The organism is Kiritimatiellales bacterium (assembly GCA_041656295.1).
In the GTDB taxonomy this organism is placed as follows: Bacteria; Verrucomicrobiota; Kiritimatiellia; order Kiritimatiellales; family Tichowtungiaceae; genus Tichowtungia.
In genome coordinates this window covers 1-19,465 of the sequence record JBBADV010000009.1, presented here as the reverse complement: position 1 = coordinate 19,465, position 19,465 = coordinate 1, and the positions used below count along the sequence as shown (strand labels likewise).

The window sequence follows — 19,465 nt, the reverse complement described above, 5'->3', positions numbered from 1 at the left end:
ATGTCTGTAATAACTTTTTTAAAAGCTGTCCTGCTCGGATTTGTTGAAGGTATCACTGAATTTCTGCCGATCAGCAGCACCGGCCACATGATTCTTGTCGACGCATTTCTGCAGCTTTCTGAGAACAAACAGTTTTCTGATGCCTTTACAATTTTTATCCAGACCGGCGCAACGCTTGCTGTGATTGTTCTCTTCCGGCGCGAACTGTGGCCGTTTGCCGGTACGGCCGAAGAGCGTAAAAATAAATGGCTGCTCTGGATGAAAGTTGCCGTTGCATTTTTTCCGGCAGTCATTCTCGGACTTTTATGCGCCGATACGATTGAACATTATCTTTTCACACCGCAAACCGTCGCGTGTGCGCTGATTTTTTACGGCGTTGCGCTGGTCATTTTCGAAAAAACACGCGGTATGAAAACCGGCGCCATTCAGGACATCACCGGAATTACGTTTAAAACCGCTCTGTTCATCGGCTGCTTTCAATGCCTTGCACTCGTTCCCGGCACGTCACGTTCCGCTGCCACTATTCTCGGCGGAATGCTGCTGAGACTCGACCGCCGAATCGCCGCCGAGTTTTCATTTTTTCTCGCCGTGCCCACACTCACCGGTGCCGGCGCATATAAACTCATGGAATCCGGCGCCGCATTTTCCGGCGCGGAATATCTCATCCTCGCCACCGGATTCATGGTCGCTTTTATCGTTGCCGCCTGTGTTATTCAATGGCTCATGAACTATCTGCGCAAACACAGCTTTACCCCGTTCGGGTGGTACCGCATTGTACTCGGCGTCATCGTTCTGCTCTGGTGGTTCCGGTAAAATTTAAACTGAAAAATTATCGTACACACACAAGTTTTTGAGGAGCTTTTTTCAAGGCTGCCGGCGAATCTCTGAAAATTCACGATTAAAAAATTTTAAATTACCACCCGATATTCGAACGCCGCCCTTCAGATTTTTGACTCTTGTTTTTCCGCGTCACGCTTATTCTCAAGCGTAATTCCCCGAACACCTCCCGAAAATTATATTCGCCAAATATACCGAAAATTACTCCCCGCCTTGAGACTGCTGCATTTCATAAAAAAATCCATGGCATTCCATTAATTCTGAATAAGAACCGATTTCAACAATGCGACCGTTTTTCATCACGACAATCCGGTCTGCCCTGCGAATGGTTGAAAGCCGGTGCGCAACAATAAATGTGGTTCGATTGATTACGGCACTGTCGATGGCATCCTGAACTTTTTTTTCGGAAACAGTATCAAGCGCAGAGGTGGCTTCATCGAGCACAAGAATTTTAGGATTGCGAACCAAAGCGCGTGCAATAGCAATTCGCTGACGCTGTCCACCGGAAAGCATGGCACCATCTTCGCCGATTTTTGTTTCAAGTCCTTCCGGCAGCTCGGCAACAACATCTGCCAGATGTGCTGCGGTCAGCACCTCCATCAGCCGTTCATCAGAAATGCCGGATAATCCATAAAGAATGTTTTCACGAATAGTACCGGAAAATAAAACCGTTTCCTGCGGCACAACAGAAATATGCCTGCGAACCGTTCGCATATCACATGCTTCCATATCGCGTCTATCGAACAGAATACGACCTGCCTGCGGGCGACGGAATCCAATCAACAACTGAATGACCGTTGATTTTCCGGCGCCGCTCGGTCCGACAAATGCAACACATTCACCGGGTTTTACATCCAATGAAAAGTTTTTCACACCGTGATTTTTTTCAACGTCATACACAAATGAAACATCATCGAATTCAACATGTCCGCCAATCTCTGCAACGGACGCACGTCCGTCATTTAACTCGAGGTCAGGACACTCCAGTATTTCACCGATTGAGCGGATGGACTCGATACCTCTCATGAGCCGGGGATAAATCCCCAGCAGCTGCGAAACGCACATCACAATCATACTGAACAGACTCTGATATAAAACAATATCCCCAATGGAGATCAATCCGCGGCGATTAAACCAGACCAGCACAATCAATCCGCAAACCACTGAAAGCTGAAAAACCACCCATGCGGAAGAGCCGAACAGCGAGTCGATCCGATCAAGCTTTCGTCCACTGCGGTTCACCTCGTCAAACTGCCGCTCCATCTCGCTGGCGGCCATGCTTTCAAGCCCGTGTGCACGCACTACCGGAATCATATTCAGCATTTCAACAATACCGGCAGACATCCGCTCAACCTCTTCGCGGAACGCATTATTGTGCGCCAGGATCCGGTGATGAAATGCGGCGCGCAAAGCGATGCAAAGCGGCACAAGAATTAAAAATACGATCAGCATTTTCGGCTCGCGCACAACGGTCACAAGAATCGCAAACACGATGGAAAGGATCGCCAGCATCCCGCCGTCACCAAGCAGCATACAGAATGTCTGTACCTGCTCGACATCGCGCAGGACTTTCGCCTGCAGCCGTCCGCTTTCCGTACGATCGTGGAATGCAATGGAAAGGTGCTGCATCCGCGTTACCAGCGCATTACGTAACGTCTGTTCCAGATCGCGAATTGTGCCGCTTAACATAACAAAAAACAGCGTGTGCGAAAAAATATTCTGAATCGTTAGTACCACCACAATGGAAAAATAAATTACGGCACGGGACATCGACCAGTTTTCCGGTGTGACCAGCAGATCGATCAATTCGGCAATCAAAAACGGAATTGCCCACACCGGAGAGTGCTTGATCAGGAGCAGCAGTGTCGTAATAACGAAATAATACCATGGCCGGTTCAACAGACGAAACAAGGTTCGCATTGGATGAGCGCTCTGATAATTCAGCTCAAGTGGATGCAATACCGTCCGGTATTTTTTCATATTATTCCTTTTGCACCAGCATCCACAGCATGGTTTCTCGTCCGATTTTCAAGTGTTCAGCGGAGAGAATTTTAAATCCGGTCGCCGTAAGAAGTTCTGCATATTTTTCCGGCGTCACATGATGATACGGCAATTCAACATCCTTAAATTGCTTCATGCCGGAAAACTCCGGCGCTCCGGTATACGTTTCTGTGGCCAGCGTGAAACAGGCGATGCCGCTGGCGCGCAGCATGGTGTAAAATTTTCCAAACGCACTCACCTGACATTCCATCGACATATGAAACAGGGTGTAGATTGAGGTGATCAAGTCGAATGAGTCCGCCGGAAAATCCAGTTCGGCGGTGTCTTTTTGAATCAGCTCGGCCGCCGGACTATTTTTCGCTGCCAGCGCCAGCATCTCTGCCGAAATATCAGTACCGGTTACACGACAACCGTGATCAATAAAAAATTTCAGAACCGGTATTCCGGAACCGCAACCGGCATCGAGCACATCTGCATGCGCCGGAATTTTTTCTGCAAGCATTTCAAGTTGCGCCGTATTATTAAAAATGTTGCGCCCTCTTTCATAATCCGCAGCAATTCCATCGTAAATTTTATCCAGCTCATTCATTGGGAAAAATTTTTACCGCGGCAGTTTTATTTTCCGGCGGATGTAAGTTGGGATGTCGAGGTCTTCGCCTTTCCAGATGGTGCGTTCGGCGCCGCCGAAGGTGCGTGAGCGCGGTTTAAGTCCGAGCTCCCCCTGCCCGGCCGCCGGTTTTCTGCCGCCGTGCCCATCGTCGATCAGCGGCTCTTTCCACGCTTCGGCGGCGAGCAGCATAACATCGACACGACCGGAAAACTGCGGGTCGATCGCGATGCCGGTTTTCAGCCAGCACTCCGGATTCTCCGGTGCGAGCCCGTCGACAATCTGCTGGATTTCGACGAGCTTTAAATCGTGTCCGCCGGTGATCCCGATGATCATGCCCGGCGCACTTTGAAATACAGCCGTGTTGTGCAGCAGCGGATGTGCACGCAGTTCTTCAACGACATCTCCGGCGCGGTTTTCGCCGGCGGCGCTCGCGCCGGCGAAGCGGCAGAATGCGTCACAATAGTTTAGCATGGTGCCGAGTGATGCAAAATCGAGGTTGCACACACCGGCATACGAGAGCATTCTCCAGATTCCGCTCACGCCGGCAGCAAGCAGCCGGCTGCTGTAATCAAATGATTCTTCCACCGATGCATCATCCGGCGGCTGAAGCTGTTCATTCGGCAGTTCAATAATGGCGTCGGCATAGGTTCGCATGCGCCGGATGGCGCGTTCAGCTTTACCGCGTGCCACCGTCCCCTCAAACGGAAACGGCAGTACGGCGAAAAAGAGTGTGACGGCACCGAGATCGCGTGCCATGCGCGCAACCACCGGCGCGGCGCCTGTGCCGAATCCGCCGCCAAGCCCGGTGATAACCATCAAGAACCCGGCGGTGTTGATCAGCGATTTAAACTGCTCACCGGAACCTTCGACGCAGCGCCGGCCGATTTCAATATCGCCGCCGGCGCTCAGTCCGCCGGTAAGCTCCCGTCCGGCCTGCAGTTTATTCTCAACATAATGGCAGTTCTGCAGCGTCTGTTCGTCGCAGTCCATCACGGCAAATTCCATGCCCGCCGGCGCTTCCGTAGCAATACGCGCTACCGCATTACAACCGGCGCCGCCGAGTCCGAGAATCAGAATTTTTTTGCGGTCGGAGTTCACTGTTCAGAGTTCACTGTTCAGGGTTAAAACGTGTCGGAAGTTACGGGTCTTAAAGTCGCAAGCCGGGAACACTGACGTTTGACCTTTGACTTTCAGACTTTTGACTCTTTGATAATTTTTCATTCTCCTCCGCCCCATAGTTTCGAGAAAAAATTCCGGATGGCTCCACGCGCCGGCGCGGCGGGTTTGCGCTGCGCTGAGGCGTAGCGGATAGCGCCGATCGCGGCGGCAAAACGTGCGCCCTCCTGTTTGGTGGAGAGTCCGACACAGTCGTAAATTCTTCCGACGCGCGCCGGTGCGTTAAATACCTGCTGTGCCAAATCAGCAACGCCTTCGAGTGCCGATCCGCCGCCGGTAAGAATGACGCCGCCGTTTAATACTCCGGCGAGTTCGCTCTGTTCAATCTGCTCGGCAATTAAGCGCAGTGTCTCTTCCATGCGCGCGTGGATGATGGTGTGCAGCGTGGATGAACGGACAATGCCGCCGCGATAGCTGCCTTCCGGCGGAATAGAAATATTCTGATCACTTTTCAACCGGTTGATTATGGCGCTGCCGGACTCTTTTTTAAGCATTTCAGCCTGCCGGCGCCCGAGATTCAGTCCGCTGGAAATATCGCCGGTAATATGGTCGCCGCCGACGGCGATTGAACCGGCCAGCCGGACAAGTCCGGCGCTATACGCCAGGTAGTCGGTTGTTCCGCCGCCAAGATCAATCACAACAGCGCCGGCGCGTTTATGTTCCGGTGTTAACACGGCGAGTGCAGAACAGAATCCGCCAAACGCAGCATCGGCACAAGTGACGGGAACACTTTCAATGAGTTTTTTCAGATTTTCAATCACGGAGCGCTGTCCGTGAATCATCAGCATGCCGGCGCGCAGTTCCTGGGCGAGCATCCTCACCGGATTTGCAATGCCGCCACGCCCGTCGACCTCAAAATTTTGTTCCAGCGTATGCATGCGGATGCGGTCGTCCGGCACATGAATTTTACGGGCGGCTTCCAGGGCATGATCTACATCGTCCTGTGTAATTTCGCCGCCGGGCTCGTCATATTCGTTGAGCACCGGAATTCCGCCGGCGTGCAGCAGGCTTTCTGCGCGGCCGCCGGACGCCACAAGATAGAGATGTTCGCCGATGGATTTGCGCGAACTGCTCTCGGCGTCTTCCATTGCATTGCGCACGGAGTCGAGCGCGAGCTCGAAGTCGATAATTTCGCCTTTGCGCACGCCGCGTGAATCGCGCTCGCCGACGCCGGCAATCATGATTCCACCATCCTCACGCACTTCAGCCATCAGCACTTTGACTGAGCTGGTTCCGATTTCAAGAGCTGTGATCACCGGCGCGGCCATATTTTTTCGAATTTCAGATTTCAAACCGGTTGCAGGTCTGAAGGTCGCACATCCAATGTCCGGAACACCAGTTTAGAAGTTCCGGCTTGTGACCTTTGACGTTCAGACGTTTGACACCATTTTTCATATTTCAATAATAGGTTACCGGCACATTGCGGCCGTCCGGCGTGAGATCAACGGTTTTGATGCGCCGCCCCTGTTCGTTTGCCAATTGCAGTACACTAACGAGCCGGATGAGTTTTTCTTTGGCGTCCTTATACGGAAAGCGCGCACTGGTTTCGGTGTTAACAGTGACGTCGATAAATTCAGGAAAACGCAGGTTAAATGTGCCGAAGCGAACGATCGGCCCGAAGCCGAGCGAGTCGGACAGCATGAGCAGATCAAGGCAGTAGCGCACGCCGGCATCATTGCTTTTTTCACCGGGACGCAGTGCGTTACTTTTCATGCCCTCAATCACCGGCAGCACTTGTCCGCTGCGTGTCGGCGGCAGGACAACACCGGCGCGGTCGATCAGAAACGGCAGACCGCGTGCGCTCCAGCGGATCTGCGCCAATGCGACGCGTTCGGTAATTTTGATTTCGAGCGTGTCCGGCAGCTTCCGGCGCACAATGACGGTTTCAACCAGCGGCACATCGACAAGGCGTTTGCGCAGAGCAGCGGTGTCGACGGAAAAAATATTTGCACCGGTTTCTACAGCGGCATATTCGCGAATTTGCGAAACAGTCAGCCGTCCGTCTGTAGCAATATCAACAATTTTCAGCTCAAACGCCGGATTGCGCGAAAAGAAAAGCGAACCGGTAAATTTTGCGCCGCGATAAAGTCCGTAAACGATTCCTGCAGTCACGAGCAGCAGAAACAGCACAACCAGACTGCGGCGTGCAGTATGTTTTTTGTTTGCGCGTGTTTTCGCATAATATACGCGGCGTTTTGATTTTATTTGTCTTTTTCTTGCTGCCATCAGCCAAACTCCGATTCGAACGTAAAAGTTTGTATGGCAGTGTTTCATTTCAGCCGGCAAATTTCAAATTTCAAATTTCATAGAAACTCTAATAATTCATTTTCCGCAAAGAATCGCGAGCGGGCGCAAAGAATTTGACCGCGGATTACGCGGATGGAACCGAATTTTAATTGCCACAAAAAAGCGCAAAAGTCACAAAAACTGGAAATCGAGAATTGAATATTAAAATCCTGTTAATCCTGTCTAAAAAAATCTTTCTCCTCTTTGCGGCTCTGCGTGAATGAATCTTTTATTTGAACAAAGTCGAATTTTTCAGGGCATCAAAGCGGTGCGCATGATCCGGTCGCAAAGCTCAGAAAAGCCGATTCCGGCGGCAGCGGCGGCTTTGGGCATCAGACTGTGCGCCGTAAATCCGGGAATGGTATTGAGTTCGAGCACAAACAGCTCGCCTGCCGGCGTCATCCGGAAATCGACGCGGCCAAAACCGCGCGCGCCGAGCGAATGAAATGTTTTGAATGCGAGTTCTCTCATCCGCACTTCTGTTTCGGCGTCAATCTTCGCCGGTACAATATAGCGTGTTGAATCCGTTTTATATTTCGCGTCGTAATCGTACCAGCCCTCTTCCAGTACGATTTCAACCGGCGGCAGCACCTCGCCGGCCACAATGCTTACCGTAAATTCCCGTCCGGGAATAAACCGCTGCACAATGATTTCCTCCCCGTACTGCCGCGCTTTTTCAAGTGCCGCCGGAAAATGCATTGCTTCAAACACGAGCGAACAGCCGACGCTGGAACCCTGCCGCAGCGGCTTTACCGCCACCGGCGGCTGCATGACCGGCTGGCGTTCTTTACGCACCACCTCTATATCCGGCACCGGCACACCGGCAGCGCGCAGACAAATGTCAGTAAGCTGTTTATCAAACGCCATCCGGCTCGCTTCCACTCCTGCACCGACAAACGGCACACCCATCTGAGTTAACAGCAGTTGCACTCCGCCATCCTCGCCAAACGTTCCGTGCAGCGCAATGAAGACCGCCTCCACTTCTCGCGGCAGGTCAATGGTGCGGGACGTCACATCCAGTTCATACACTGTGTAACCGGCGGCGCGCAGACCGGCGGCAATGGCCGCACCGGACTCAAGTGAAACCTCACGTTCAGTAGAAATTCCGCCTTTTAAAACCGCCACATGCTGGAAGCATCTCTCATTCATAACACCTGAAAATAATAAAGATCCCGTTCATTGTCAGGGAAAATGTATTCAGCCGGAATTCACGAATTATGTGTGTATAAATGAACATCCTGCTGCCGGAACGGAATTGTCAGTCCGGCGGCGTCTAAACTTTTTTTGATGGCTTCGGTTAAATCAAACGTGACACCCCAGAAATCGCTTACGTTCACCCAGCCTCGCACTGTGAATTCAACCCCGTGATCACCGATCGCCGCCACCGCAACCAGCGGAGCCGGATCGCTCAGCACACGCGGCTCATTTTCGAGTAGTTTTTTAAGAATTGTTTTCGCGGCGTCAATATCATCGCGATAACTGATGACCGCGGTTAAACTGATGCGGCGCGTTCCGTGTGCCGAATAGTTTACAATATTGTCGCTCATCATTTTTGAATTCGGGACAATAATTTTCCGGTTGTCCGGCGAGGTGAGCGTGGTGGTAAAAATATGAATGGCTTTCACCGTACCGGCGGCACCGCCGCCCTCAATATACTCGCCGATCTTGAACGGCCGGAAAATCACCATTAAGACGCCGGCGGCAAAATTGGACAGCGAGCCCTGCAGGGCAAGGCCGATAGCTAAACCGGCGGCACCGAGAATTGCCACCAGCGATGCGGTTTGAATTCCGATTTGCGCCAGCGCCGCCAAAATGACAACAATCAGCATAAGCGTATATGTCAGATTCGCTGTAAAGGTGATCAGGATCGGATCAACTTTCGCACGGCGCATAACCCGTTCAATCCAGAGCTGCAGACGGCGCGCAAGCCAGCGGCCGACAATAAAAATGAGCGTTGCGGCGAGCAGCTGCAGTCCGAATTGAATGAGAATCTCATTCACCTTATCCCATGATCCGCTGCGTGCAGCTTCTTCAATGGTGGACATCGTGTTCTGTAGAGTTGTCTGTTCCATAGAGATTAATTTAAAATTCCGGCGGCCTTATGTCTGGCGGCAATTGCATCCGCCAGTGCGTCGAGTTCTTTCATGGTTTCCTCGCCGGGATGTCCTTTGGCGATCACCGCGCCGACGATTTCCGGCTTCCATGATGCCAGCAGGTCGCCGGCGTTTTTCAGCGGGTTCGGGCTCCAGCCATAAGAACCGATGACCGCCGCAAATTTTGCTTTCGGCTTCAGCCGGTCGAGCAGAAATGCAGTGTACACTGCCAGTGGATGCAGCGACGCCATAATCACAGAGGAGCCGAGTACAATCGTCGCCGGATCCGTCAATAAACCCGCCAGTTCATGAAGCGGCAGTCCAACCAGATTTTTCAGCACCGTTCTCACACCGCGTTTTTCAAGCGCTGTATTTAAATATTCTGCCATAACTTCCGTATTGTCGTGTGTAGAGATATACGCAATCAGTGCCAGATTTTCCGGTTCGCCGCGCATCCATTTTTCATAAAGATCAAAAATGATCTGCGGCCGGTCATATACCGAACCGTGGCTTGGGCAGATCATTTCAATATCGAGCGCTTTCAGGCGGTCGAGATATTTCGCGGTGATCTTGGAGTAGAGCATCATAATCTGGACGTAATACTGTTGCGCTCCGAGATATACTTCCGGTTTTTCTTCGGCGAAAATTTCATCGAAGCAGTGATGCGATCCGAAGAAATCACACGGGAACAGAATTTTATCCTCTGGAATATAGGTCATGCCGGTTTCGGGCCAGTGCGTCCACGGTGTAAACAGAAAGCGAATCGTTTTATTGCCGAGTGAAATCTCAGCGCCGTCTTCAACCACCCGAATCCGCTCTTCCGGAATCGGCAATAAATCCAGCAGCATCTCTTTATTTCTCTGCATGCACAGCAGCGTTGCTTCCGGGAACCGTTCCAGCATTTGCGGAATCGATCCGGAATGATCCTCCTCTGCATGATGCGACACAATGTAATCAATTTTATTTACGCCTTCCAGATTCGCCAGCAGCTGATCCAGCAGCGCCGGCTCCACCGTATCCAGCAGCGCTGTTTTCTCGGAGCCTTGAATCAGATATGAATTGTACGTTGTGCCATGCGGCAGCGGCAGCAGTCCGTCAAAAAACCGGCGCTCCGGGTCTTTTGCACCGACCCAGAAAATATCATTTTTAATTGCAATTTTAGCCATATCCATTCCTCCTTAAAAAGCAGGCTACTAAGCTTCCATTTACCAGGAACACTGGCAACATTATTATTATTTTAAGCTGTGATAGACTGTAAATTAAAATGCCGGAGTTCGGATTTATCACCGGTTCAGGTGTATAGGTGTATAAATGACGGTCATGCTCAATACCATTATGAGCTGTGCGCGATCGCCAAAGGCCGGGCGGTGAAGCTGAAAACCGGCTCGCCGGAACTCCGGTTTATCCGGCAGAAAACCGTGCAGAACAGTCTCATAATTCGCGGGGTTGCACTTTTTCTGCAGTGAACTGCTGAACACGGCGGCGTTCTTCCTGCTCGCTGCGAAACTCCATTGCCGCCCATTTTTTTAATTCTGCCGGTGTAAGACCGGCGCAACGCAACCGGTATTTGCTGGGCGTCATGCCGGTGGCATGACAGAAGGTGTTGGCAAAATACTGACTGCTGCTGAATCCGCATTCGAATGCGATATCAATAATTTTAATATTTGTTTCGCGCAGCAGTGCTTTGGCGCGTTCAATGCGCAGCCGGACAAGATAATCCATCGGCGTACTGCCGGTAAGCTTTTGAAAAATATTGTTCAGTTGCGTACGCCGGATTCCGCAGCGTTCAGCCATTTGCTTGAGTGTCCACGGCTGGTCACATTCGCCGGCGAGTTCGGTAATCAATCGCTGCACTTTGTTTGACGTCCACGAATGTGTTCCGGTGTCAGCGGCTTCGCCGGAAATAGTGCGGCCAAGCTCAATCAGCACTGCGCGCAATAAAGAAATCGTGTGAGCTTTTCCGAGCAGATGACCGGTTTGCTGTTCGGTGATCACTGCCGGCATCAGCCAGCGCATCGCCGGCGTAGCACGGAAAGCGTGCTGAGAGCTTCCGGTAAATAAAATACTAAGCGTACGGTTTTCCGCCGGGGTAAAGCCAAAACTCGCCGGAAAGCGAAACTGTTTACAGGGAACCGGATAATCCTGTTCAAGGTGGAATAAAACGTGACAAATCATGTTGTCCGGCTCTTTCGGATGTAAGCTGCCGTGCACCTGCCACGGCAGCGTAAAAAAAACAGATCCCGGCACTACTTTTTCCGGTACGCCCTCCACCATCCACTCCAGCAGGCCTTTTTCGACCAGCGTAATTTCCATGCCCCGGTTTTTATGCGGCGTAAGTTCATTGCACCGGAAACGTCCGTAACTGATGATTTCTTTCATACGCCGGAGCTTGGCATAATGTATAAAATTTACCACTCCAAAAGTCGACCGCCGAAATTTTTCAACACTGCTATTTTTTGAAAAACTCGTTTAACAGGAGAAGAACATGGCAAACAGATTACTGGCAAGTCTGCCGAAGGTTGGAATCCGTCCGGCGATTGACGGCCGGCGCAACGGCGTACGGGAAAGTCTGGAAGATCAGACAATGAATATGGCGCAGGCCGCCGCCAAACTGATTCAGGATAATTTAAAATATCCAAACGGCGCACCGGTGGAAGTGGTGATTGCCGATACAACCATCGGCGGCGTGGCGGAAGCGGCGATGTGCCAGGAAAAATTTGAGCGCGCCGGTGTTGGCGTTACACTGACGGTATCGCCGTGCTGGTGTTACGGCACCGAAACGATGGATCAGGATCCGCTGACGATTAAAGGCGTGTGGGGCTTTAACGGCACGGAACGTCCCGGCGCGGTGTATCTTGCCGCCGTTTTGTCGGCGCATTCGCAGAAGGGTCTGCCGGCATTCGGCATCTACGGTCACGACGTGCAGAATGCCGGCGATACGGAAATTCCGGCTGACGTGCGCGAAAAAATTCTACGGTTTGTACGCGCCGGCGTGGCGGCAAAATCGATGCGCGGCAATTCCTATCTGCAAATCGGCTCCATGTGCATGGGCATCGCCGGTTCAATTCTGAATCAGGATATGCTGCAGGAATATCTCGGTATGCGGTCGGAGTCTGTCGACGAAACAGAAATCCTGCGCCGGATTGATTTCGGTATTTACGATCAAGATGAATTTGAAAAAGCATATCAATGGACGCGCGAAAACTGCAAAGAGGGCATCGACAAAAATCCGGCGGACATGCAGGCCGATGCCGCCGAAAGAGATGCGCAGTGGGCATTCACGGTGAAGTGCATGCTGATTATCCGCGACCTGATGGTCGGCAATCCGAAGCTCGCCGAAATGGGGTTTGTAGAAGAGAGCTGCGGACACAATGCCATCGTCAGCGGCGTACAGGGGCAGCGCCAGTGGACAGACTATAAACCGAACTTCGACTTTGCCGAAGCGATGCTCAATTCACAGTTTGACTGGAACGGCCGGCGCGAAGCTTTTATGGTTGCCACTGAAAACGATACGCTTAACGGCATAACGATGCTTTTCCAGCATCTGCTCACCAACACGCCGGGAATTTTTGCCGACGTGCGTACCTACTGGAGTCCGGATGCCGTTCAACGTGTCACCGGCAAAAAACTCACCGGCCTTGCGCAGAATGGAATTATTCATCTGATTAATTCCGGCGCGGCCAGCCTTGACGGCACCGGCGCGGTTTCGGACAAAGACGGCAATCCGGTCATCAAGCCGTTTTATGAAATGACAGACGCCGACGCTAAAGCGTGTCTGGATGCCACCGACTGGTGTGCCGCCGACCTGTTTTATTTCCGCGGCGGCGGCTTTTCCAGTCACTATAAAAAAGGCACGCGCGGCGGAATGCCGGCCACAATGGCACGTCTCAATTATGTTAAGGGACTCGGACCGGTGCTGCAGCTCGCCGAAGGCCACACCTGTGAACTGCACGCTGATGTTCATAAAATTCTGGAAGATCGCACCGACAGGACGTGGCCGACCACCTGGTTTGCACCGCGTGTCACCGGCAAAGGATCGTTCAAAGATGTATACAGCGTGATGGCCAACTGGGGCGCGAATCACGGCGCGTTCTGCTACGGACACATCGGCGCTGATCTCATTACATTGGCAGCGATGCTGCGGATTCCGGTGAGCATGCATAATGTGGACGAAGACAAAATCTTCCGGCCGTCTGCCTGGGCAGCGTTTGGCACGGAAGATACCGAATCCGCCGATTATCGCGCCTGTAAAGCGTACGGCCCCATCTACGGATAAACTGAAGCCGTGGCTTCTGGTCTTCTGCAGAATAGCCCCGTCCTGACAAAGCAGTCCGGAGTATGGAGTCTTTTATCCCCGGTCTTAAAAAACCGGGGGTTTCTGGCTGCGGGCTATAAAAATATCTGCAACTAAAAACATAAAATCCTTCAAACGGCATTTTGATTCTACTTCTTTTCTGATATAGGCATGCCTGTGAAAAACAATGTCTTATTTTATACAAAGGAAGCCGGCAGCGACTGGTATTCGGCGCTGCCGCTCGGCAACGGACGGATCGGCGCGATGGTGTTCGGCAATGTTCACAACGAACGGATTCAGCTGAATGAAGATTCGCTGTGGAGCGGCGGTTTCCGCGACCGGATTAATCCGGATGCAAAAAAGAATCTGAAAAAAATCCGTGAACTGATTTTCGCCGGCGAATTGAAAGAGGCGGAAACGCTGACAAATCATTCGCTCTCCGGTATTCCGCCGATCATGCGCCAGTATGAACCGCTCGGCGATCTGCTGCTGGAGTTCGATTACGGCATTCAGGTGAAAGGTTACGAAATAACAATTACCGAAACCGGATGTGAACAGATTCTTGAAAAAAAAGCGGCAGTGGAAAAATACCGGCGCGAGCTGAATCTGGCCGATGCGATTTCAAAAACCGAATACACCATCGCCGGAACAAGCTTCACGCGCGAAGTGTTTGTTTCTGCCGAAGCAGACGCACTGATCATGAAAATTTCGGCAGACCGCGCCGGCGCGCTGAATTTTTTCGCGCGGCTGGATCGCGGCGATATGAATAATTATGCGAACCGTCCGTTCGATAAAATGCAGCCGCTGGAACAGTCGGCGCTCGTACTCAGCGGAAAAGCCGGCGGCGAAATCGGAACGGCATTCGCATTCGCCATAAAAGCATTTTCTGACGGCACGGTTGCAACGCTTGGCGATTCAATTGAAGTGAAAAACGCGCAGTCGGCCGTTCTGATTTTAACGGCGGCGGCACAGCCGGACGCCGCACCGGAGTTTTGCATTGAGAAAACTGTGGCGCGATTAAAACAGATTGCGCCGGAATGGGATTCGCTGCGCGCCGGACATATTGCCGACCACCGGAATTTTTATGACCGCGTCCGGATCGAAATTTGCGGCGACAACGCCGCAGAAGCACTGCCAACGGATGAGCGCCTGAAACGAATCATTGCCGGAAAATCCGATCCCGGCATGAGTGCGCTCTATTTTAATTTCGGGCGCTATCTGCTGATTTCCGGCAGCCGCCCCGGAACCATGCCGCTGAATCTGCAAGGCATCTGGAATCAGGATCTGTCACCGGCATTCGGCGCAAAATATACAATTAATATAAATCTTCAAATGCACTATTGGCCGGCGGAAGTCTGCCAGCTGCCGGAATTGCATGCGCCGCTGTTCGACCTGCTGAAAAACATGCATGCCAACGCCAAAGCGTGTGCCGGGGAAATGTACGGCTGCCGCGGCGCGATGGCGCATCATAATACCGACAATACCTTTGATGTCTGCCCGACCGACCGCAATATTCAGGCGTCGTACTGGGTCATGGGATTTGCCTGGCTATGCCTGCACATCTGGGAACACTATCAGTTCACGCAGGACGAAAATTTTCTAAAAGAATATTATCCGTTAATGAAAGATGCGGCGCTGTTCTTCGTTGACTTCCTCGTCGAATCGCCGGCGGGATTCCTCGTCACCAATCCATCCTCATCACCGGAAAACACCTATATTCATCCAAGCGGACAGAAAGGGAATCTCTGCGCCGGCGCGAGCATGGACACACAGATTATTCGTGAACTGTTTCATGCCTGCATCGCCGCTGAAAAAATCACCGACGAAGAAAACCCGCTCACGCCGGAACTTAAACCTATACTAAAAAAACTGCCGCCGGTCTCCATCGGCAGCGACGGACGTATTATGGAGTGGGCCGAGGAATACAAAGAAGTTGAGCCGGGTCACCGTCACATCTCCCACCTCTTCGCACTGCATCCCGGCACGCAGATTATTCCGCAACAGACTCCGGAACTTGCCGAAGCCGCAAAGCAAACCTTATTCCGGCGCCTCTCCACCGGCGGCGGACATACCGGCTGGAGTCGCGCGTGGATCGTCAATTTCTGGAGCCGGCTCGAAAACGGCAATGAAGCGCTCCACCATTTAAATGCGCTGTTCGCCTCATCAACCTACCCGAATCTGTTTGATAAACATCCGCCGTTTCAGATTGATGGGAATTGCGGCGGCACTGCCGGCATTGCTGAAATGCTGCTGCAAAGCCATGCCGGATTTATCCATCTGCTGCCTGCATTGCCGGACGCGTGGAGCACCGGAAAAATCTATGGACTCAAAGCACGCGGCGGTTTCACCGTTGATATTGAATGGAGCGCCGGGAAGTTAAAAACCGCAACCATCCGCGCCGGCAAAACATCCGCCTGCAAAATTTTCGCCGGAGAACATTGCACCGCTGAAACCGCCGGCAAAACAATTCCGGCACAAAATGGATTCTTTGAAACAACCCTCAACACCGGAGACATCTTGACCATTTACGCATCAATCTAGATGAGGGTTGCCGCTCCTTTCACCCACTGCGTTGCATCCGCAGGACCTCTCTTCGAGTCCAGCCTCATTCCGGCGGAGAAGAAAAGGCAGGGCGTGCCAGACCCTTGGCCGCCGTTAAAATTGAATATTCAAATTTGCGGACGGTAAGGGCCTGCCGTCCCTACCCGCGATCGCCGGAAATGACAGAAGTAGAATCGGAAATTAATTTTCGTCTTTCAACATTCGCCGGAGAAATTCGGCGTCGTTAAAACGGGCGTTCACGTGGTCGGTTTGACGCACGACCACCAGCGATTTCTCCGGCACGACATACATGCGGTTCGGGCCGGCGCCCATTGCGGCAAACAGATCCGGAAAACCGTCGGGATAAATAAAACCGCCGCCGGAATTTTCAGGGATCCGGCCGGCGCGCTGATCCTGCGGCGAAAATCCGCCGGGGGCGGTTCAGTCAGATGGCGAGTCTGTGTCCGGGATTCGGCGCGGACGGCCGCCGTAATTCTTGTATCAATTCCGCGTTCACAATCTGTTCGCCGTTCCACTCGCCGTTCTGCAGCATCCACTGCCCGAAGACCGCCCACTCGCGCGCGGTAATCCACGCGCCGTTCGGAATGTGCGGATTTCCTGACGCATCGTGAACCCATCCGCCGGTTTTTATGCCGAGCCGGTCAAGAATTCGCTGCCTGAGATAATCGAGCGGCGACAGCTTTTGCGGCGCGAGTTTGCGCTTCATAATTTCGCCAAGTACATAATAGCAACTCGGTCCGTACGCAAACCGCTGTCCCGGCGCATGCATCATGGAAAGGTTCACCGCATAACTGTACAAATCCGGCGCGAGCGTTTTCCGGTCATGGCCTTGCAGCGATTCCAAATCCTGCGCGAGTCCGGCGTTTAGTTCCATCAGCTGCCGCACCGTGATTTTTGATTTCGCCGGATGTGTTGTCCATTCCGTTAGCGTTACAGCCGCCGGTTCATCGAACGAATCAATCAAACCGTCTTCAATCATTGCCGCAATTACCGGACCCCAGAATCCTTTGGTGCCGCTGTGCGCATGAAATGGCGAATCGGCAGTGAAATCTTTTTCGTACCGCTCGAAAATAACGGCACCGTTTTGCATCACAACCACCGCCGTGCCGCCGGCGTTGGCGGAATAATCCGCCGCCGCCGTCATCGACTGCGGCGACATTTCCGCCGGCGCTGTAAAAATTAAACCGGCGACCGCTGCTGAAATTAACCGTTTCATGATAATTTCCTAAAACGCTGCGCGCCGGTTTTTATTTTAACCTATTTTTGAATTATGATTTCTGCTGAAAAATGCCGTACGAAACCGGCGGCAGTGTAAAGGTTGCGGTCTCGCCGGCGGCGTTCACTGAAACGCCGAAATTTAATACGGCATTTAATGTGCCGGATTCGGAACGAAGTGAAGAGGGGCACGGCGAATGCCGTGTAGCGAAGCGGCAATTTTTCACAGAACACTCCACCGGTTTGCCGGACGGATTGAGCGCAATGATCCACTCTTCGCCAGCGGCAGCGCGCCGGTAAATTAACGGGTAAGGTTTTTTTTCGCCGCTGAGAATTTCAAGTTCCGCATCGGCGCGCAAAGCTTCATGCTGACTGCGCAATGCGAGCAGTTCTTTGACGAATGAATACATCGACGCCGGATTTTTAACCTGCTCCGCAACGTTCGGACGCGCCGGATTCGGATCAATCGGCAGATAAATCTGACTTTCCGGCGCGGTGGAAAAACCGGCGTTAATTTCGCCCGACCATTGCATCGGCGTACGCGAACCTGCGCGCGTATATGCGCCCTCTTTGTTCGGCGTTTCCTCTAGAAATTTCATGCCGATTTCGTCGCCGTAATAAATCGACGGCACACACGGCCATGTTAACAGAAACGCGAACGCCACTTTCATTTCAGCATCGCTGCGATAATAATTCAACCGTTGAAAATCATGATTGGCACTCGGCAGAGAAATACGCCCTTTTCCGGCGGCGTGCTCCTTCCCTTTATTATATTCGCGCAGAAACACATCGAGTGAACCGCTGCCCGTTTTATCAAAATAAGCAATACCGCTGGTCTCGCGTCCGCACACCGCCGGATTTTTAAAAAACAGTTCACCGTATCCGGGAACGCCGAAATGCATCATGAAATCAATATCGAACTCTGCCTGCCCGAGCGAAACGGACGGATTGCCCCATTCAGCAATCATTGCAATATACGGATATTCTACGCGCAATTCCGGCAGCAGTTCTTCGCGCCAGAGTTTTGCCACCACGCTTTGATCCGGATCGTTTTTAATCAACGACTGCGCCATATCCACGCGAAAACCGTCGCAGCCGATGTTCAGCCAGAAGCGCATAATATTTTTCAGCTCCGCAATCACCGCCTGCGGTCCCGGCGCGCTCACCGGCTGTTCCCACGGATTCGCCGGATCCGGATTTGCATAACCGTAATTCAGCGCCGGCTGACTCCAGAAAAAGTTAATCTGGAATGTTCCGTTGCGCGGTGCATAGCCGCCGATCCAGCTGCCGTCCGTACCGCGCTTTGTCCAATGATTCGTCCAGATATAATAATCGTCATACTTCGACAGCTCTTCGGAACCCGACTGCTTAAACCACTCACAGTCAATCGACGAATGTCCGGCAACCAGATCAAGACAGACGCGCAGATCGCGTTTATGTGCCTCTTCACATAGCCGCTTCATATCGTCATTTGTACCGTAGCGCGGTGCAATGTTATAAAAATCACGGACATCATAACCCGCATCAAAAAACGGCGAATCGAAGCACGGATTCAGCCAGAGCACATTTACACCGAGTTCCTTGATGTAATCCAGCTTCTCAATAATCCCCGGCAGATCGCCGATACCATCGCCGTTTGAATCATAATAACTCTGCGGATAAATCTGGTAAATCACCGCATCCTTCAACCAGCTTCTGTCCCTGTTATTCAACGCCATAAAAACCCCTTCGCATTAAAAAATCCGGCGCAATATAGCCTGTGTCGGATTTTTTGCGATCACTTTTGCATTCAACCGCTAAACTGATTTTTTTAACTGCCGCAAAGCAGGAATTAAGGCATTAATTCCGATGCACTTCCAATCTCCTTTTTAATTACGAATCCTGATTACACATCTAAAAATTCCTGCGGATATCGCTGTTTTAATTCAGGAACCGTCCAGCCGCGGCCGGTGGCTGCGAGGCGTTTGTCGTAGTTTGTTTTTTTGATCATGCCGCGCGCATGAAACGGCCCGCCTTCGGCGAGCACGGTGTCCAGCGGATCGCCGTAACCGGCGGGCATGGTGTCCAGCATGTGTTTGTGCCATGCGCCATATTTCTGCCTGGCGGCGGCGGCGAGTTCCGGTTTTTCGGCAACAATATTGCGGCGTTCGAGCGGATCGTTTTTCAGATCGAAAAGCATCTCCTCATCGAAGAGATGGAACCCGTCATGCCAGGTGCGAATCCAGATATAATTATCCCAACGCACAGAACGCTGACAAACATGCGCACACTGGCTCAGCACCAGATAGTCGCGTCCACAGCTTTTCCCCTCTTTTAACACCGGCGCATAACTTGCGCCGTCCCACAGATCTTCCTGCGGAACGTTGAGCAGTTCGGCGAGCGTCGGCAGAA

16 protein-coding genes are annotated in these 19,465 nt (G+C 52.2%); 3 read left to right on the top strand and 13 right to left on the bottom strand.

Features of this window, described 5'->3' with window-relative positions; genetic code table 11:
- On the top strand, positions 1-813 hold the full coding sequence (locus tag WC959_07220; protein ID MFA5688921.1) for an undecaprenyl-diphosphate phosphatase: 813 nt from the start codon (positions 1-3) through the stop codon (positions 811-813).
- A gap of 225 nt (positions 814-1,038) precedes the next feature.
- Here the strand turns inward: WC959_07220 and WC959_07215 are convergent, their stop codons facing one another.
- The 9 genes from WC959_07215 to WC959_07175 all read right to left on the bottom strand — a co-directional run bounded on the left by WC959_07215 (position 1,039) and on the right by WC959_07175 (position 11,382).
- A complete protein-coding gene (locus tag WC959_07215; GenBank protein ID MFA5688920.1) occupies positions 1,039-2,817 on the bottom strand; it encodes an ABC transporter ATP-binding protein in 1,779 nt (592 codons plus the stop codon).
- A 1-nt stretch (position 2,818) separates the two neighbouring features.
- A complete protein-coding gene (locus WC959_07210; protein MFA5688919.1) occupies positions 2,819-3,427 on the bottom strand; it encodes a class I SAM-dependent methyltransferase in 609 nt (202 codons plus the stop codon).
- A gap of 12 nt (positions 3,428-3,439) precedes the next feature.
- Positions 3,440-4,546: a cell division protein FtsZ gene (locus WC959_07205; GenBank protein ID MFA5688918.1), complete on the bottom strand. Its 1,107-nt coding sequence runs from the start codon at positions 4,544-4,546 to the stop codon at positions 3,440-3,442.
- A gap of 119 nt (positions 4,547-4,665) precedes the next feature.
- Positions 4,666-5,916 (bottom strand): cell division protein FtsA, encoded by a 1,251-nt coding sequence (ftsA, locus tag WC959_07200; GenBank protein ID MFA5688917.1) that lies wholly within the window; start codon positions 5,914-5,916, stop codon positions 4,666-4,668.
- A 106-nt stretch (positions 5,917-6,022) separates the two neighbouring features.
- Positions 6,023-6,850 (bottom strand): FtsQ-type POTRA domain-containing protein, encoded by an 828-nt coding sequence (locus WC959_07195; protein ID MFA5688916.1) that lies wholly within the window; start codon positions 6,848-6,850, stop codon positions 6,023-6,025.
- A gap of 312 nt (positions 6,851-7,162) precedes the next feature.
- A complete protein-coding gene (locus WC959_07190) occupies positions 7,163-8,059 on the bottom strand; it encodes a D-alanine--D-alanine ligase (protein MFA5688915.1) in 897 nt (298 codons plus the stop codon).
- Positions 8,060-8,118: 59 nt separating this feature from the next.
- Positions 8,119-8,982: a mechanosensitive ion channel domain-containing protein gene (locus WC959_07185; GenBank protein ID MFA5688914.1), complete on the bottom strand. Its 864-nt coding sequence runs from the start codon at positions 8,980-8,982 to the stop codon at positions 8,119-8,121.
- A gap of 5 nt (positions 8,983-8,987) precedes the next feature.
- Positions 8,988-10,169 carry an FprA family A-type flavoprotein gene (locus WC959_07180; GenBank protein ID MFA5688913.1) on the bottom strand — a complete coding sequence of 394 codons (1,182 nt, stop codon included), beginning with the start codon at positions 10,167-10,169 and terminating at the stop codon, positions 8,988-8,990.
- 265 nt (positions 10,170-10,434) lie between these two features.
- A complete protein-coding gene (locus WC959_07175) occupies positions 10,435-11,382 on the bottom strand; it encodes a helix-turn-helix transcriptional regulator (GenBank protein ID MFA5688912.1) in 948 nt (315 codons plus the stop codon).
- A gap of 106 nt (positions 11,383-11,488) precedes the next feature.
- Here WC959_07175 and WC959_07170 point away from each other — a divergent pair, with 106 nt between their 5' ends.
- Both WC959_07170 and WC959_07165 read left to right on the top strand, forming a co-directional pair.
- Positions 11,489-13,279 carry an L-fucose isomerase gene (locus WC959_07170; GenBank protein ID MFA5688911.1) on the top strand — a complete coding sequence of 597 codons (1,791 nt, stop codon included), beginning with the start codon at positions 11,489-11,491 and terminating at the stop codon, positions 13,277-13,279.
- Between the two features lie 195 nt (positions 13,280-13,474).
- Positions 13,475-15,838, top strand: a complete 2,364-nt coding sequence (locus tag WC959_07165) for a glycoside hydrolase N-terminal domain-containing protein (protein MFA5688910.1) — start codon at positions 13,475-13,477, stop codon at positions 15,836-15,838.
- A 201-nt stretch (positions 15,839-16,039) separates the two neighbouring features.
- On the opposite strand, the gene WC959_07160 is transcribed toward WC959_07165, so the two are convergent.
- The 4 genes from WC959_07160 to WC959_07145 all read right to left on the bottom strand — a co-directional run.
- The gene (locus WC959_07160) at positions 16,040-16,171 is read right to left on the bottom strand and encodes a hypothetical protein (GenBank protein MFA5688909.1); all 132 of its coding nucleotides are present in this window, start codon (positions 16,169-16,171) and stop codon (positions 16,040-16,042) included.
- Positions 16,172-16,283: 112 nt separating this feature from the next.
- Positions 16,284-17,075 (bottom strand): serine hydrolase, encoded by a 792-nt coding sequence (locus WC959_07155; protein MFA5688908.1) that lies wholly within the window; start codon positions 17,073-17,075, stop codon positions 16,284-16,286.
- Positions 17,076-17,127: 52 nt separating this feature from the next.
- Complete coding sequence (locus tag WC959_07150; GenBank protein MFA5688907.1) at positions 17,128-18,792, bottom strand: alpha-amylase family glycosyl hydrolase; 1,665 nt, start codon at positions 18,790-18,792, stop codon at positions 17,128-17,130.
- 167 nt (positions 18,793-18,959) lie between these two features.
- The coding region (locus WC959_07145; GenBank protein ID MFA5688906.1) for a hypothetical protein at positions 18,960-19,465 on the bottom strand (506 nt) is incomplete at its 5' end.

Bases quoted from the DNA above. Each gene is read 5' to 3' on its own strand.
- WC959_07220 (MFA5688921.1), top strand. From the start codon at position 1: ATGTCTGTAATAACTTTTTTAAAAGCTGTCCTGCTCGGATTTGTTGAA.
- WC959_07215 (MFA5688920.1), bottom strand. From the start codon at position 2,817: ATGAAAAAATACCGGACGGTATTGCATCCACTTGAGCTGAATTATCAG.
- WC959_07210 (MFA5688919.1), bottom strand. From the start codon at position 3,427: ATGAATGAGCTGGATAAAATTTACGATGGAATTGCTGCGGATTATGAA.
- WC959_07195 (MFA5688916.1), bottom strand. From the start codon at position 6,850: ATGGCAGCAAGAAAAAGACAAATAAAATCAAAACGCCGCGTATATTAT.
- WC959_07190 (MFA5688915.1), bottom strand. From the start codon at position 8,059: ATGAATGAGAGATGCTTCCAGCATGTGGCGGTTTTAAAAGGCGGAATT.
- WC959_07185 (MFA5688914.1), bottom strand. From the start codon at position 8,982: ATGGAACAGACAACTCTACAGAACACGATGTCCACCATTGAAGAAGCT.
- WC959_07180 (MFA5688913.1), bottom strand. From the start codon at position 10,169: ATGGCTAAAATTGCAATTAAAAATGATATTTTCTGGGTCGGTGCAAAA.
- WC959_07175 (MFA5688912.1), bottom strand. From the start codon at position 11,382: ATGAAAGAAATCATCAGTTACGGACGTTTCCGGTGCAATGAACTTACG.
- WC959_07170 (MFA5688911.1), top strand. From the start codon at position 11,489: ATGGCAAACAGATTACTGGCAAGTCTGCCGAAGGTTGGAATCCGTCCG.
- WC959_07160 (MFA5688909.1), bottom strand. From the start codon at position 16,171: ATGGGCGCCGGCCCGAACCGCATGTATGTCGTGCCGGAGAAATCGCTG.
- WC959_07155 (MFA5688908.1), bottom strand. From the start codon at position 17,075: ATGAAACGGTTAATTTCAGCAGCGGTCGCCGGTTTAATTTTTACAGCG.
- WC959_07150 (MFA5688907.1), bottom strand. From the start codon at position 18,792: ATGGCGTTGAATAACAGGGACAGAAGCTGGTTGAAGGATGCGGTGATT.